The organism is Rhodobium gokarnense (assembly GCF_025961475.1).
Lineage (GTDB): Bacteria > Pseudomonadota > Alphaproteobacteria > Rhizobiales > Rhodobiaceae > Rhodobium > Rhodobium gokarnense.
This window is the reverse complement of record NZ_JAOQNS010000010.1, coordinates 21,047-35,291: the sequence shown is the minus strand read 5'-3', so window position 1 is coordinate 35,291 and position 14,245 is coordinate 21,047. Positions and strand designations below refer to the sequence as shown.

Sequence of the window (14,245 nt, the reverse complement as noted above, 5' to 3'; positions counted from 1 at the left end):
GCCCGTGGCTTATATCACTTGCCGCCGGCTTCCGCAGCGGCCGCGCGGATCTCGGGCACGATGCTGCCGATTTCCTTTTCCCACTTGTCGTAGACGCTGGCGGTCGCTTCCTTGAAGGCATCGATGTCGACGTCGTTGAATTTGGCGCCTTCGGCCTTCAGGGTCGCTTCCAGTCCCTCGTCCTTCATCACGAAGCTGCCGCGGTCGTACCAGGACGCCGCGGTCGCAGCGCTCTTGATGGCATCCTTGTCGGCATCGGAGAGCGAGTTCCACCAGGCCTTGGAAGCCAGCACCGGCGTCATCTCGTATTTGTGGTTGGAGCGGGCGATATAGGGCGTCAGTTCGTGCAGCCGCGCGCCGTAGATGTTCGCAAGCGGGTTTTCCTGCCCTTCGAACACCCCGGACTGCAGCGCGGCCGGCAGTTCCGACCATGCCAGCGGAGCCGGATTGGCGCCCATGGCGTTGAACGCATCGAGCGTCACCTGGGACGGCGGCGTGCGGATCTTCATGCCCTTGATGTCGGCGGGAGAGGTGATCGGCTTGGAGGTGTGCGTGATCTTGCGGATGCCGTTGTCGAACCAGGCAAGAACGACATAGCCCTTGTCGTCGAGGAGGGCGGCGATCTTGTCGCCGGTCGGACCGTCCAGCACTTCCCAGGCCTGCGGCAGCGAACTGAACAGATAGGGCAGGCCGAACGCATTGAGCTGCGGGACGATCTCGGCCACGGCGCCGTCCGAATTGACGGTGATCTCGATCGAGCCGGCCTTGACCGATTTCAGCATCTGGCGGTCGTCGCCGAGGGTCGCGGAATGGGCGACCTTCACTGTGTATTTGCCGTGCGTCGCCTGCTCGATAAGCATGGCCATGAAGACGGACGAGATCGCTTTTTGCTGGGCCGGCTTGCCGTTGGTCGCGATGGTGATCGTGTCCGCCGAGGCGACGGAAACGCCCGCGAAAATGCCCAGAACGCATGCTGCTATGAGGGTTCGCTTCATCGTTTTTCCTCTCTAGATGGAGCCCTCGGGCCCCATGCTAAATTTGTTTATGAACTCGAAGGGTTCTTGTCAGCGCCGAAATGAAATCTTGAATCAGAATTTAGCTCAATTACAATTCGCTACGCATTTATGAAGCTGAACTTAAAAAGGTGCCGCGATGCGCGATATCGGCCTGAATGGCATGGTCTATTTCGAGGCCGTCGCGCGGCACTCGCGCGTGACGACCGCAGCCCAGGAACTGTCGGTCTCCCCGTCGGCCGTGAGCCAGCAGCTCAAGGGCCTTGAGGAAGTGCTGGGGGTGAAGCTGTTCCGGCGCGTCAAGCGCAGTCTGGTCCTGACCGAGGAAGGCGAACAGCTCTTCGGGGCGGCGACCGAGGCCCTGTCCATCCTGCGCGACGCCCGCCGCCAGGTCGCCCGCAAGCGCGAAAACCGCAAGCTCATCCTGCGCGTATCGGCCAGTTTCGGCGCGCGCTGGCTGGGCCGGCGCTTCGCCAAATTCATCGCCGCCAATCCGCTCTGGGACCTGCACGTGGATGCGACGCCCGAACTGACCGAATTCGAAAAGGAGAACGTCGATCTCGACGTGCGGTACGGGGTCGGCAGGTGGAAGGGTCTTTATGCGGAAGCGATCGTCAACGACATGGTCATGCCGCTCTGCAATCCGGCATTCCTGAAAGACTGCCGGGAGCGCGGCACCACGCCCGAAGCCATGCTGTCCGATGTCCGCCTCATCCATACGGTCAAGGCCAACCTGACCTGGAAGTGGTGGCTGAACCGGCACGCTATCGAGAACGTTCCCTCCGACGGTGGCCTGAAGTTCGACCGCTCGTCGATGTCGCTGCAGGCGGCCAAGGACGGCGCCGGCGTCGTCCTGGAGACCGCCACGCTCGCCATGGACGAACTCCACGCCGGGACCTTGGTGCCGATGTTTCCCGCGCTCGGCGCGGCGCGGTTCCCGGCCTACTGGATCGTCTGTCCCAACAGGAACCTCAACCGCCGCTATGTCAGCGTCTTCTGCGAGTGGCTGCGCGAGGAAGCGGCCGAGCACGAGGACGAAAAGCTCGACCTGCTCGCGTCCCTTGGCTGCACGTCCTTCTACGATGTCGACATGGAGCGGGCGCGACCTGTCTAGAAGGCGCGCGCCCTCAAGATGTCAGGCACTTATCCGTGCTTCGACGGCGCCGGCGACGGCCTGCGGCGTGATGCCGAAATGCTCGAACAGATCGGGATAATCGCCGGAGGCGCCGAACGACGCCATGCCGAAGAACGCGCCATCGCGCCCGATATAGCGGTCCCATCCGAGCCGGACCGCCGCTTCGACGCCGATCTTGATGGTGTCGTCGGGCAAAACCTCTCTGCGATAGGCCTCGTCCTGGGCCTCGAACAGCTCCCATGACGGCATCGACACGATGGCCGTCGGCGTGCCCTTTCCGTGCAGCAGCGCCTGGGCCTTCAGGGCGACGCCGACCTCCGACCCGGTGGCAAGGATGGTCGCGACCGCCCGGCCGCCTTCGGCAGGTGACAGGACATAGGCACCGCGGGCGCAGAGATTGTCGTCGACATCTTGAGTGCGAACCGGCTCCAGGGGCTGGCGCGAACAGATGATCGACGTCGGCCCGTCGCGGTGGGTCAGGGCAAGCTCCCAGCACTCGGCCATTTCCACGGCATCGGCCGGCCGCAGGACCCACATGTTGGGATAGGCCCTGAGCGACGCCAGGGTCTCGACCGGCTGGTGCGTCGGTCCGTTCTTGCCGATGCCGATGGAATCGTGGCTGAAGACGAAGACCCCGGGGATCTTCATGAGCGCGGCCATGCGCAGGGCGTGGCGCATATAGTCGGAGAACACCAGGAAGGTCGTGCCGACGGCAACGATGCCGCCATGCACGGTCATGCCGTTCATCATCGCGCCCATGGCGTGCTCGCGGACGCCGTAGTGGATGTAGCGCCCGGCGCGGTCGTCGCGGGTGAAGGGGGCGAGCTGCCGCTTGTGCTGGGTCGCGGCTTCAAGGTCCGGCGCACCGCTGATCAGTTCGGGAATGGCGTCGGCGACGAGCGACAGAACTTCGCCGGACGCGCGAATGCCGGCCCGGGCGGTGCCTGCCTCGGCCTCATGCCGCTTGAACGCCCTGAGGCTCGCGTCCCATCCGGCCGGAAGCCGCCCGTCCATCAGGCGCCGGAACTCCGCGCGCTCCGCCTCGGGCAGCGCCGCCAGGCGGGCCTCCCAGGCCTTTCGCGCCTGCTCGCCCCGGCGGCCGGCATAGCGCCACCTGTCAAGGATATCCGCCGGAATTTCGAAGGGAGCGTGCGGCCAGGAGAGGGTTTCCCGCGCCGCATCGGTATCCTCTTTGGAGATCTTGCCGCCATGGGCGGCGCGGTCGTTCTGGATGCGCGGAATGCCGAAGCCGATGAAGGTGCGGCAGGCGATCATCGACGGCCGGTCGTCCGCCTTCGCGGCCGCAATCGCGTTCGACAGGGCCTCCGCATCGTGACCGTCGACCGACTGCACGTGCCAGCCGGCGTTTTCGAACCGGGCCACATTGGATTCGCTGACCGTCTGTTCGGTGACGCCGTCATCGGTCATGCGGTTGTCGTCCCACAGGAAGATCAGCTTGCCGAGCTTCAGATGACCGGCGAGCGCAATGACTTCCGCGGCAATGCCCTCCATCAGGCAGCCGTCGCCGGTGTAGGCGTAGGTGTAGTGGTCGACGATGTCGTCGCCGAAGCGGTTGTTCAGGACCCGCTCCGCGACCGCCATGCCGACGGCATTGGCGATCCCCTGGCCGAGCGGACCGGTGGTGGTCTCGATGCCGGCTTCCGGGTGATGCTCGGGATGACCCGGCGTGTTGGAGCCCAGCACCCGGAAGTTCTTCACCTCCTCGATGCCCATCTCCTCATAGCCGACCAGGTGCAGCACGGAATAGAGCAGCATCGACCCGTGCCCGGCGGAGTGGACGAACCGGTCCCGGTCCGGCCAGGTCGGATCCGATGCGTCGAATTTCAGGTGGTTGGCAAACAGCGCCGTGGCGATATCGGCCCCGCCGAGGGGCGTCCCCGGGTGCCCGTCGCTGGCACGAACGATCGCGTCCATCGACAGGAAACGGATGGCATTCGCCATGTCTTTCATGGTGGCCGTCATGGTTGGCTCCGTTGTTCTTGTTAGCCCACGACGTTGCTGGGCGATCCTTCTTGGAAATTCTCGATGTGCCGTACGACCTGGTCCCAAAGGGTCTGCATGGCCTCCGCGCTCGACCATGCCACATGGGGCGTGACGATGACGTCGGGGCGTTCCATCACCCGGAGCAGCGGATTGTCGGCAACGGGCGGCTCGACAGAGAGGACGTCAAAGCCGATGCCGGAGATGAGGCCCTCTTCCAGCGCCCTGACGACGTCTTCCTCGTCGACGAGGCCGCCGCGCGCCGTGTTGATGATCAGCGGCTTCTTCTTCATCTTCCGGAATTCGGGCATGGCGATCATGTTTCGCGTCGCCGGCATCAAGGGCGCATGCAGCGAAATGACGTCCGCGGTTTCCAGCACCTCATCGAACGGCGTGTAGAGCGGGCCGAGGCCCTCGACGCCCTTGTGCGCCGCGAACAGCGTCCGCATGCCGAAGGCCCGCCCCAGCGCGGCAACCGACTGGCCCAAGGCGCCCTCGCCGAAAATGCCGAGGGTGGCGCCGGCGAGATCCTTGATCGGGTGGGTGAAAAAGCAGAATTGACCGGATCGCTGCCATTCGCCGTCGATGACGTCCTGGCGGAACCCGATCAGCGAGCGCCGCAAGGCCAGGATCAGCGAGAAGGTGTGCTCGGGAACGGTGTTCAGCGCGTAGCCGCGCACGTTGGAAACTGTGATCCCGCGCGCGGCGCATGCCGCGACATCGACGCAGTCATAGCCCGTCGCGGCGATCGCGATCAGCTTCAGGTCGGGCAGACTGTCGAGGATGGCCTCGCGGATCGGCGCCTTGTTGGTGATCGCGACGGTCGCCCCCTTGAGGCGCTCGGCGACCTTGTCCGCGGGCGTCTTGCCGTGCTCGATCCATTCATGGTCGAAGGCCGGGCGGTTGATGGTCACCGACGGGCCGATGGTGTCGCGGTCGAGGAATACGATTGTCGTCATCGCCCGCCCCTAGTTCTCGCGCCGCTTAACCGGCGAGCCGGTGGCGCTTTCGTAGACCTTGACGACGGCGGAATCGTCGATCTGCCCGTGGCCCATCGACGAGGCCGCGAGGAAGAGCTGGTGCGCCGCCGCGGCCAGCGGCAGCGGCGTCTTGCTGGCGTGCCCGGTCTCGATGACCAGACCCAGATCCTTGACGAAAATGTCGACCGTGCTGCGCGGCGCGAAGTCGTCGTCCAGCATGTGCGGCACGCGGTCGGTGAACATCCACGACCGGCCGGCCGATTTGGAGACGATGTCGGCAAGGACACCCGTGTCGCAGCCGGCATGGGCGGCAAAGGCCATGACTTCCGCTGCAACGGCGAGATGCACACCAGCGGCCAGTTGGTGCACGACCTTGTAGGTCGAACCCATACCGGGCTCGTCGCCGAGCCGATAGACGGTCTGCGACACGGCCGCAATGACCGGCGCGGCCAGATCGAAGGCGGCCTCGGGACCCGACGCCATCAGGGTCAGGGTGCCGGCTTCCGCGCCGACCTTGCCGCCGGAAACGGGGGTATCGATGACGAGGAGGCCCGCCTCGGCGAGGTCCCGCCCGATCTCGCGGGCGTCCTTCGGGGCGATGGTCGAGCAGACCATGACGACGGCGCCGGGGCGCATTGCCGCCGCCGCGCCGTCCGGGCCGAAGACGGCGTCACGAACCTGGGCCGCGTTGACCACCATGACGATGAGGACGTCGACATCGGCGGCCGTTTCGGCGACCGAGGCCGCCGGCGTTCCGCCGGCTGCAGCGAACGCCTCGCGCGCGGCGGGGAAAATATCGTAGCCCTTGGTGGCGATGCCCGCGGCGATGGCGTTGCGCGCCATGCCCAGCCCCATCGATCCCAGCCCGATTACGCCCAGCTTCACATCACTCATGAATTTCAAATCCAGTTCCAGATAGCCAGTCCGCTCCGGCCACTCGGGCGGACATGGTTCACCATCGGAGCCCTCATCCGAGCCACGCCTTCACCGCCCCGCACACCTTGTCGACCGAGAGGCCGTAGCGGTCGTGCAGCGTCGGCAGCGCGCCCGGATCGAGGAACGCATCCGGCAGGCCGATATGGCGGAAGGTCGGCGCGACACCCGACGAGAGCAGTGCCCGCGCGACCGCTTCGCCGAGGCCGCCGACGACGGTGTGGTTTTCGGCAACGACCACCATCCGGCCGCTTCTGCCCGCGGCCTCCAGGATCGTTTCGATGTCGAGGGGTTTTATGGTGGGGACGTGCAGCACCGCGCAGTCGATGCGCTCGCCGGCGAGCCGCGCAGCCGCGTCCAGCGCGCGCATGGTCATGATGCCCGTAGAAACGAACAGCACGTCGCGCCCGTCGCGCAGGAGCCTGGCCTTGCCCAATTCGAATTTGTAGTCGTAAGGGCCGAGGACATCCGGAACCCGGCCGCGCAGGAGCCGCATATAGACGGGCCCCTTGTGATCGGCGATGGCCGCGGTTGCCTGCGCCATCTCCACCGCGTCGCAAGGATCGACGATCGTCAGATTCGGCATGCCCCTAAAGATGGCGAGATCTTCCGTCGCCTGGTGGCTCGGGCCGTAGCCGGACGTCAGGCCCGGCAGCCCGCCGATGATCTTGACGTCGAGATTGTCCTCCGCGATCGCCATGCAGATGAAGTCGTAGGCCCGGCGCGAGGCGAAGACGGCATAGGTCGTGGCAAAGACCGTGAACCCCTCTCGCGCCATGCCGGAGGCGGCGCTGAACAGGAGCTGCTCGGCCATGCCCATCTGGTAGAACCGGTCGGGGAACGCCTCCGCAAAGACGTGAAGGTCGGTGTATTTGCCGAGATCGGCGGTCATGCCGACGACCTCCTGCCGCCGAGCGGCGACCCTGCAAAGCGCATGGCCGAACGGTGCCGACACGGTCGGACGGCCCTCCGCCTCCAGCGAGGCGATCATCGCCGAGGTCCTGAGCTTGGCGCCGCCGGGACCGGCGGCGGGACGATCGGAACCCGTCATTGCGGCCTCCCGTCGTCGAGGGCCGCCAGGGCCAGTTCCCATTCCTCCGGCTCGATGCGGATGAAATGGGTCTTCTCCCGGGCCTCCAGGAACGGCACGCCCCTGCCCATCAGCGTGTCGCAAATGATCACCCGGGGTCTGGCGGCGTCGCAGGCGCGCGCCTTGTTGAAGGCTTCGGTGAGGGCGTCGATGTCATTGCCGTCGACCCGCTGCGCGTACCAGCCGAAGGCTTCCCATTTCTCCGTCAACGGCTCGGCGCAAAGGATGTTGGTCGATGGCCCGTCAGCCTGCTGGTTGTTGAAGTCGACGACGGCAATCAGGTTGTCGAGGCCATGATGCGCGCCGGACATCGCCGCTTCCCAGGTCGATCCCTCGCCGAGTTCGCCATCGGAAAGAAGGTTGTAGATGAAGCTTCCCGAGGCCTTGCGCTTCAGGCCCAGGGCGGCGCCGACGGCAATGCCGAGCCCGTGACCGAGCGACCCGCCCGTGATTTCCATGCCCGGGGTATGGGAGGTTATCCCGGACATCGGCAGGCGGCTGCCGTCGGCGCCATAGGTTTCCAGTTCGCTCTCCGGCAGGACGCCCGCTTCGATCAGGGCCGCATAGAGCGCGATCGCGTAATGGCCGATGGAGAGGTAGAGCCGGTCCCGCCCCTCCCAGTCCGGATCGCGCGGATCGAACGCCAGAGCATGGAAATAGAGGACGGCGAGAACGTCGGCGAAACCAAGGGCCTGGCCGACATAGCCCTGGCCCTGCACCTGGCCCATGCGCAGCGCATATCTGCGGATCCGGCGGGCACGCTCCTGCAGGCTCACATTGGCCCGGTGGCTGGGATTGGCCGACGTCATATGGCCGTGCGTTTCCGTGCTGGCCGCGCACGTCCTCGCGCAAAGGCACCGGAACGCAAGGCGGCGTTTGAAGGACGACCGAGGGACCATCTGGAGATTTCCCTTGGACACGCCGCCTATTAGGTCGGAAGAATTCTATTAGCTCAAATTCAAAGAAATTACGCTCTGTGTAGTGCAGCTAAACAAACTGAACCCGGCATTGCCGCCTGAGAATGGACGCCAAAATGGCTGCGAGGGCAGGGAACCGCGCCCGTTGAGGTCACCACCGTCTCGTCAGGTGACCGCGGCAATCGTGCCTGGTCTGGCTGCCGGCGTTTTCGCCGGCAGCCAGACCGCCTTGCCGGGCGGACAGGAGACCCGTCAAAGCTCCTGCGACGTCGGGCGGAACAGGACCTCGTTGATATCCACCTCTTCCGGCTGGCCCATCGCGAACAGGACGCAGCGGGCGAAGCTGGACGCCGGGATTGATCGTGTGTCCGGCAACGGACGCAACGTTGATGAATTGCCCGGCCTTCTGTTCCTTGAAGTACGGCAGGGCAGCGGCGATGCCCCAGAGCACCCCCTGGTGTTGACGTCGATGCACCGGTCCCATTCCACGAACCGCATCGCCTCCAGCGGCCCGAGCGGCATGACGCCGGCATTGTTGATCATCACATCGATCCTGCCGAAGGTCTCTGCGGCCCTGTCGACGAACGCCTTGACCGCGTCGCGGTCGCTGACGTCGACCTGGAAGGCCATTGCGTTCTCCGCGCCGAGTTCCTCGACCAGTGCCGTCAGCCGGTCCCGAAGACCCCGCACGACCGTTCCGAGCACGGCTTTATCAACCTGCGGCTGGCGACCTATGGGGCCCCCTATGCATGGGAGTTCGAGAAGAACGGCAGGCCCGTCAACATCCGGGTCGACGGCCAATTCGTCTGCAACGAAGCGGACACCGTCGTCGACGCGGCGATCGCCGGCCTCGGCCTTGCGTGCCTGCCCGACGCGATGGTGGCCGAGGCGACCGGCGACGGCCGGCTGGTCCGTGTGCTAAAGCACGTTGCGTCTTTTCTGAAACACGCAACATGCTTTAGGTCTTTGTTTTGCCGCGATTTCTCATCCAAAAAGTCTATCAACTTTTTGGGAAAGCGCTTTAAGGCCCTGGTGTCCGCCGTTCCCGGGATTCCATCTCTATTGCCCGAGGCGCCGGCAACCGTCTCCCGGCTTTCTCCTGCTCGTCGAGGCCCTACGCTATCGCGGAAAGACGGCCTAGCCTCCCAACAAGAACAACGCGCATCGGCTACCCATGCGCGTTTTGCTTTCGAGAGATCGGTTTCGCACCCCGGCCGCACGGCCATGCCGCATCGCGTGCCTTTTGAGCGCTTCCGAACCGCCCGAAAATGTTCCCATCGGCAGTTTGCGATGCCAAAGGAACAAGCGTCGGCGTGTTCAACGCCGACAGGGCGAGCATGTCGTCCAACAATTGGCGTTGACACACTTCAAACACGCTTACGGCATCCGCCAACGCCCAGGTCTGCGCGATCTCGTCCGACCACGACCGACGGCCGGCCATCCCAAACCCGGATATTTCGGTTCCGAACTCCCCCGATGCCGACCCGGAATGCTAAGCTATTGATGCCGAAAAAGAAAAACCCCGCCAACCGATCAGTTGGCGGGGTTTTTTCTACGTCGATTGGTTGCAGGGGCTCACCCTAAACTTAGCGAGCTGTTCTTTGCGCGTGACCTTTCGGGCATCCTAAAATCAAGCCTTTCTCTCTGATTTTGCAGTGTTTTCAGGAAAGGGCCTGGTATAGGTGTCCGAAAGTGATCGGCTTGCGAGCAGATCATGAAGGAACAGACAAACAAGACCCGCCCCTCCCCTATTTCCATCCGCGTGAGCGAGGGCGAACGCGATGAGCTGAAGCGCCGGGCGGGAAGCCTGCCGCTTTCGACCTTCATCCGGCAGGCGGTGCTTGGGGAAGGTGTCGCACCGCGCCGCAGCCCGCGGGCCGTGTCGGGCGACCGAGTGCTGCTGGCCAGGGTGCTCGCGGCGCTGGGCCAGAGCCGGATCATCGGCAACCTTCACAGGCTGGCCGAAGCCGCCGAGTCCGGCTCGCTGTATGTCGATGACCAGGTGAGCGCCGCGATCCGGCAGGCGTGTGAGGACGTCCGCATTCTCCGGCTGGCCGTGTTGCAGGCGCTGGGCAAGCGCAAGCCCGGCGATCCGGCGGACGGACCGGGCGCCGGGTTCAACGTGGCGGCTTGCGGCCGGGACGTCCGGCCCTCCGATGCTGCCGATCCTGGGCGGGAGGGCTCGGAATGATTCTCGTCGGCTCCCAGCGCGGCGGTGCGAAGCAGCTCGCCGTGCACCTGATGAACGACCGCGACAACGACCACGTCACCGTGCAGGAACTGCGCGGCTTCTCGGCCCGGAATCTGCCGGGCGCCTTTATCGAGGTCGAAGCCATTTCCTCGGCGACGCAATGCCGCCAGCCGCTGTTCTCCCTGTCGCTCAATCCGCCCAAGGGCGCCGACGTACCGGTCAAGGACCTGATGGCGGCCATCGACCGGGCGGAGGAGCGCCTCGGCCTGTCCGGCCAGCCGCGGGCGGTGGTGATCCACGAGAAGGAGGGCCGCCGCCACGCCCATGCGGTGTGGAGCCGGATCGACGGCGCGAAGATGACGGCGATCAACCTGCCGTACTTCAAGACGCGGCTTAAAGGACTCTCGAAAGAGCTGTATCTCGATCATGGATGGGACCTGCCGGAGGGGCACCGGACCAATGGCTGGAAGAACCCGCTGAACTTCACCCTGGCCGAATGGCAGCAGGCCAAACGCCTGGACCTCGACCCCAGGGAGATCAAGCAGGTCTTCCGGGATGCCTGGGCGCATTCGGACAACAAAAAGAGCTTCGGGGCCGCGCTGGAACAAAGCGGCTTTTACCTGGCCAAGGGCGACCGGCGGGGCTTCGTGGCGCTGGACCTTTACGGCAATGCCTATTCCGTCTCCCGCTGGGCGGGGTTCAAGGCCCGCGAGGTCCGGGATCGCCTCGGCGATCCGTCCGGCCTGCCTTCGGTCGCGGACGTCCGGGCCGCCACGCGCAGGCGGCTCGGCCACACGGTGCGCTCCTACATGCAGGAGATGCGCGACGAGCAGCGCCACGACGCAAAACCGCTGGCGGACGAGCGCAAGGCGATGGTGGCGGCGCAGCGGACCGAGCGCAGGAACCTGGACCAGGGCCAGGACACACGCCGCAAGGCGGAAGCCAGGGCCGCGCCGCCCGGCTGCATAGTGGCCTGCGCGGGGCGTGGGAGCTTCTCACCGGCAAAGCGCGGGCGATCCGCAGGCAGAACGAGGCGGACGCCTACCGGGCCTTCCTGCGCGACCGCGACCAGCGCGAGCGCCTTCACCGGGCGCAGATGAAGGACCGGGCGGGATTGCAAGAGCGGATCGAGGCGCAGCGCAAAGCCCAGCGCCAGGAACGCCTGCGCCTGATGCGCCGCGTCGCGGAGGTGTTACAAAAAGGAAAAAAAGCTCAGAAAAACAGATCAGACAGCCTTGAACTTCATCGGTTGTAATGAAAACGATTTTTTAAATGTAATAATATCAAATAATATTATGCTCACGTTCCATTTTTACCCGCTCGCTAATATATGAATAAACAGCTGTTCTGAAGCACTCGTCAAATCGCCTAAAATCTCCACTATTTTCTTGAATAGCATCAATAACATCCTGTGCCACACCTTCAACGGTGTGCCCTCGCTTCATCATGAACTCCAGAGAATACCAATGCAAATAGGTCATCTCGATTTCATGTTTCGATCCGTCCGGAAGAGTGATGGGCCCAATAGCCACGTCTTCTGGATCGACTTTGTTCCAATCAGTGCAAAATAATATTCTTCTCATATATCCAATTCCGGTCCGTTATTCTTATTCTTATTCATATTTTTTTCAAATTCTTTTTTTAAATCATTTTTGCCCCATTGCCTCGTGGCGTCCTTGCTTGATTTGCCTCGGTATTGCTCCGCTAGTCTTTCATTTTCTTTGTATACCTCCCTCCCACGAGCCGTTTGATCGAGTTTCGATTGGCCACCGAAATTGTATTCCCATTTCCAAACGGTGAGGGTGAAATTCTTGTCGGCGTTGCCTAATCTCAAATGACCATTTCGACCTAAGCGCGCATCATCAAAATCTCGAAGCACCTTCCTTCCAGCTTCACGTTCTTTTTCCGAGTAAGTGTGCTCACTGTGGCGTTCCGGCACCCACTCGCCCTTTTCGTTACGCGGCATAGTTGCTCTCCCGCTTGCACGCAGTGTTCGATACCAATAAAACCGATGGTTGTTAGGATTGTTCCCAGTAGGAGTGATTGATTGTGAATGCACGTCATGGTTCGAAAAGCGGCCACGGGGGCACGCAAGAGTCAAGACCTACACGTGGAAAAAAAGCAGATAGGTCGACTCCCCGCAAAACCAGATTTAATGCCCTTTTACGGGCTGGTTGGTTTCGGGGTTTGATCGTATTTTTCGCTGGTACAATTCCAGTCTACCTGTTGAGCCGAGCAAGCGGATCGCATTTTTCTCGTTTTGGATCAGTCGCTGAGATACAGTTAAGCCAGCTAGGCATGTTTCTTCTGACATTATTTGGAGGGCTGCTAGTCGGTTTTCTCCCTGTTTTGATTCTCTTTCTCGCTCGCAGAACCATCGACATTGCACTGGCTGTGTTGGCTCTTTCGGTTCTTTATATCGTTTTGGTGCCTGGAAGTGGCATAGGCGTATCCACGATATCGGCCGTCGTTGGGTTTTGGGTCGGATTAGCAGGGGCCTGGATTTGGCTTTTTGGAATTCCAAGGGTTCCCAAACTAACTACCTTTGGCTCATCTGAGTGGGCAAATTACGACCATCTTGATGAAGGCGGATATTTTGTTCCGAATGGATTTCTACTGGGAGAATTTGAACTACCAAAGCAAGAAGCAAAAAAGGTCGGCGAAACACGAAAGACTATCTATTATGGAGGTGACCGCCATTTATTAACGATAGCACCGACAAGAGCAGGAAAAGGGGTGAGTGCTATTATTCCAAACCTATTGACCTATTCCGGATCAACTATCGTTATTGACCCCAAAGGCGAGAACGCTTTGATAACTGCCATACAAAGAATTAAGATGGGGCAGGATGTTTTCTTGATTGATCCGTGGAGAATATTGCCCAAGGCTTTAGATCAATATCAAGCTTGCTTTAATCCTCTTGAATGGCTACAGGCGGATAAAGACGATTTGGCTGAGAATGCCATGTTACTTGCCGATGCGCTTGTGCTGCCAAGCACAGGATCAGATAAATTTTGGGACGAGGAAGCTAAGGCCCTGCTAATGGGTCTAATTCTGTACGTAGCGACGTCTCCGGCGGAAAAGAACAATCGTCATTTGGGTCGTGTGCGTGAACTTCTTACTTTGGGCAGTGAAGAATTAAATAATCTATTTGTAATAATGAGCAATTCAAAGGTACCAATTGTTTGCAGCACCGGGGAACGAAGCCTGCAGAAGGACGAACGACTTTTTTCGAGCGTTCTTGCGGTCGCTCAATCGCATACACATTTTTTGGAAAGCCCTCACATTAAAAGAAACCTCATGTCATCGGACTTCCAGTTCGAAGAGCTAAAAGAAAGGCCTATTACAGTCTATCTAATACTTCCAGCTGACAGATTAGACACATTTGGACGTTGGCTGCGTCTTTTGATTCAGCAAGCTATCACAGTGAATGCGCGAAATATCAGCGCACACCCCGCCAAACCTCTTCTATTTATGCTGGACGAAATGTCCGCACTAGGCCAGCTAAGGATGGTAGAACAGGCATACTCCCTGATGGCGGGGTTCGGGATGCAGCTCTGGGGCATCGTGCAGGACTTCTCGCAGCTGGAGCGCATCTACGGCACCAGCGGCTGGCAGACATTCATCGCCAATGCCGGGGCGATCCAGTATCTGGGCTCCCGCGACGAGAAGACGGCCGGTTACGTCTCCAAGCTCTGCGGGGTCACCACGATCCTGTCGCTCAGCACGGCGATATCAAACGCAGTTACCTCCGCCATGAAAGGGGGATCAAGCACCGAGACCACCACCAAAACCCGGTCCGAGGCGCAGCGCAGCCTGGCCTATCCCGATGAGTTGATGCGGCTATCCAAGGACCGGCAGATTCTGCTGTTGGAAAACGCCAATCCGATCAATGCCGGGCGCATCGTCTGGTACGCCGATCCGCGCCTCAAATCCCTCGGCGTTGATCTGGCGAAAGTCCGACACCAGCAAACATAAAGCAATG

13 protein-coding genes and 3 pseudogenes are annotated in these 14,245 nt (G+C 61.9%); 7 read left to right on the top strand and 9 right to left on the bottom strand.

The features are described from left to right. Positions 1–14: 14 nt before the first annotated feature. The gene (locus tag M2319_RS16520; RefSeq protein ID WP_264602565.1) at positions 15–995 is read right to left on the bottom strand and encodes a TRAP transporter substrate-binding protein; all 981 of its coding nucleotides are present in this window, start codon (positions 993–995) and stop codon (positions 15–17) included. A 157-nt stretch (positions 996–1,152) separates the two neighbouring features. Here M2319_RS16520 and M2319_RS16515 point away from each other — a divergent pair, with 157 nt between their 5' ends. Continuing rightward, positions 1,153–2,127 carry a LysR family transcriptional regulator gene (locus tag M2319_RS16515; protein ID WP_264602564.1) on the top strand — a complete coding sequence of 325 codons (975 nt, stop codon included), beginning with the start codon at positions 1,153–1,155 and terminating at the stop codon, positions 2,125–2,127. Positions 2,128–2,148: 21 nt separating this feature from the next. Here M2319_RS16515 and tkt read toward each other — a convergent pair whose 3' ends face one another. From tkt to M2319_RS16485, 6 genes and pseudogenes are all read right to left on the bottom strand, one after another. Beyond that, complete coding sequence (tkt, locus tag M2319_RS16510; protein ID WP_264602563.1) at positions 2,149–4,131, bottom strand: transketolase; 1,983 nt, start codon at positions 4,129–4,131, stop codon at positions 2,149–2,151. Between the two features lie 20 nt (positions 4,132–4,151). Then, positions 4,152–5,108, bottom strand: coding sequence for a D-2-hydroxyacid dehydrogenase (locus M2319_RS16505; RefSeq protein WP_264602562.1), 957 nt, complete (start codon positions 5,106–5,108; stop codon positions 4,152–4,154). Between the two features lie 9 nt (positions 5,109–5,117). Then, entirely contained in the window at positions 5,118–6,023 is a 906-nt protein-coding gene (gene ltnD, locus M2319_RS16500) for an L-threonate dehydrogenase (RefSeq protein WP_264602561.1), read from the bottom strand. A gap of 73 nt (positions 6,024–6,096) precedes the next feature. Beyond that, positions 6,097–7,113: a transketolase family protein gene (locus M2319_RS16495; RefSeq protein WP_264602560.1), complete on the bottom strand. Its 1,017-nt coding sequence runs from the start codon at positions 7,111–7,113 to the stop codon at positions 6,097–6,099. Then, positions 7,110–7,961 (bottom strand): transketolase, encoded by an 852-nt coding sequence (locus tag M2319_RS16490; protein ID WP_264602559.1) that lies wholly within the window; start codon positions 7,959–7,961, stop codon positions 7,110–7,112. Before M2319_RS16490 ends, M2319_RS16495 begins: the two co-directional genes overlap by 4 nt. A 360-nt stretch (positions 7,962–8,321) precedes the next feature. Next, positions 8,322–8,765: pseudogene (locus tag M2319_RS16485) on the bottom strand (SDR family oxidoreductase); the annotation flags it as partial. On the opposite strand from M2319_RS16485, the pseudogene M2319_RS23205 reads away from it, so the two are divergent. The 5 genes and pseudogenes from M2319_RS23205 to M2319_RS16465 all read left to right on the top strand — a co-directional run. Beyond that, positions 8,688–8,936 (top strand): annotated as a pseudogene (locus M2319_RS23205) (hypothetical protein); the annotation flags it as partial. The pseudogenes M2319_RS16485 and M2319_RS23205 overlap by 78 nt on opposite strands. Before the next feature lie 160 nt (positions 8,937–9,096). Then, positions 9,097–9,210, top strand: a pseudogene (locus M2319_RS16480) (LysR family transcriptional regulator); the annotation flags it as partial. 573 nt (positions 9,211–9,783) lie between these two features. After that, positions 9,784–10,260, top strand: a complete 477-nt coding sequence (locus M2319_RS16475; RefSeq protein WP_264602558.1) for a hypothetical protein — start codon at positions 9,784–9,786, stop codon at positions 10,258–10,260. Beyond that, entirely contained in the window at positions 10,257–11,360 is a 1,104-nt protein-coding gene (locus M2319_RS16470; protein WP_264602557.1) for a relaxase/mobilization nuclease domain-containing protein, read from the top strand. The genes M2319_RS16475 and M2319_RS16470 overlap by 4 nt, the downstream gene beginning before the upstream one ends. Next, positions 11,357–11,515, top strand: coding sequence for a hypothetical protein (locus tag M2319_RS16465; RefSeq protein ID WP_264602556.1), 159 nt, complete (start codon positions 11,357–11,359; stop codon positions 11,513–11,515). Before M2319_RS16470 ends, M2319_RS16465 begins: the two co-directional genes overlap by 4 nt. A gap of 28 nt (positions 11,516–11,543) precedes the next feature. Here the strand turns inward: M2319_RS16465 and M2319_RS16460 are convergent, their stop codons facing one another. Together M2319_RS16460 and M2319_RS16455 are read right to left on the bottom strand one after the other, a co-directional pair. Continuing rightward, positions 11,544–11,741, bottom strand: a complete 198-nt coding sequence (locus M2319_RS16460) for a hypothetical protein (protein ID WP_264602555.1) — start codon at positions 11,739–11,741, stop codon at positions 11,544–11,546. A gap of 98 nt (positions 11,742–11,839) precedes the next feature. After that, positions 11,840–12,226, bottom strand: coding sequence for a hypothetical protein (locus tag M2319_RS16455; RefSeq protein ID WP_264602554.1), 387 nt, complete (start codon positions 12,224–12,226; stop codon positions 11,840–11,842). A 332-nt stretch (positions 12,227–12,558) separates the two neighbouring features. Between M2319_RS16455 and M2319_RS16450 the strand changes: the two genes are divergently transcribed. Further along, complete coding sequence (locus M2319_RS16450; RefSeq protein WP_264602553.1) at positions 12,559–14,238, top strand: type IV secretory system conjugative DNA transfer family protein; 1,680 nt, start codon at positions 12,559–12,561, stop codon at positions 14,236–14,238. Positions 14,239–14,245: the final 7 nt, after the last annotated feature.

Coding starts and splice junctions, on each gene's coding strand:
- tkt (WP_264602563.1), bottom strand. CDS start 4,131: ATGACGGCCACCATGAAAGACATGGCGAATGCCATCCGTTTCCTGTCG.
- M2319_RS16470 (WP_264602557.1), top strand. CDS start 10,257: ATGATTCTCGTCGGCTCCCAGCGCGGCGGTGCGAAGCAGCTCGCCGTG.
- M2319_RS16460 (WP_264602555.1), bottom strand. CDS start 11,741: ATGACCTATTTGCATTGGTATTCTCTGGAGTTCATGATGAAGCGAGGG.
- M2319_RS16465 (WP_264602556.1), top strand. CDS start 11,357: ATGAAGGACCGGGCGGGATTGCAAGAGCGGATCGAGGCGCAGCGCAAA.
- M2319_RS16520 (WP_264602565.1), bottom strand. CDS start 995: ATGAAGCGAACCCTCATAGCAGCATGCGTTCTGGGCATTTTCGCGGGC.
- M2319_RS16475 (WP_264602558.1), top strand. CDS start 9,784: ATGAAGGAACAGACAAACAAGACCCGCCCCTCCCCTATTTCCATCCGC.
- ltnD (WP_264602561.1), bottom strand. CDS start 6,023: ATGAGTGATGTGAAGCTGGGCGTAATCGGGCTGGGATCGATGGGGCTG.
- M2319_RS16515 (WP_264602564.1), top strand. CDS start 1,153: ATGCGCGATATCGGCCTGAATGGCATGGTCTATTTCGAGGCCGTCGCG.
- M2319_RS16490 (WP_264602559.1), bottom strand. CDS start 7,961: ATGACGTCGGCCAATCCCAGCCACCGGGCCAATGTGAGCCTGCAGGAG.
- M2319_RS16455 (WP_264602554.1), bottom strand. CDS start 12,226: ATGCCGCGTAACGAAAAGGGCGAGTGGGTGCCGGAACGCCACAGTGAG.
- M2319_RS16450 (WP_264602553.1), top strand. CDS start 12,559: ATGTTTCTTCTGACATTATTTGGAGGGCTGCTAGTCGGTTTTCTCCCT.
- M2319_RS16495 (WP_264602560.1), bottom strand. CDS start 7,113: ATGACGGGTTCCGATCGTCCCGCCGCCGGTCCCGGCGGCGCCAAGCTC.
- M2319_RS16505 (WP_264602562.1), bottom strand. CDS start 5,108: ATGACGACAATCGTATTCCTCGACCGCGACACCATCGGCCCGTCGGTG.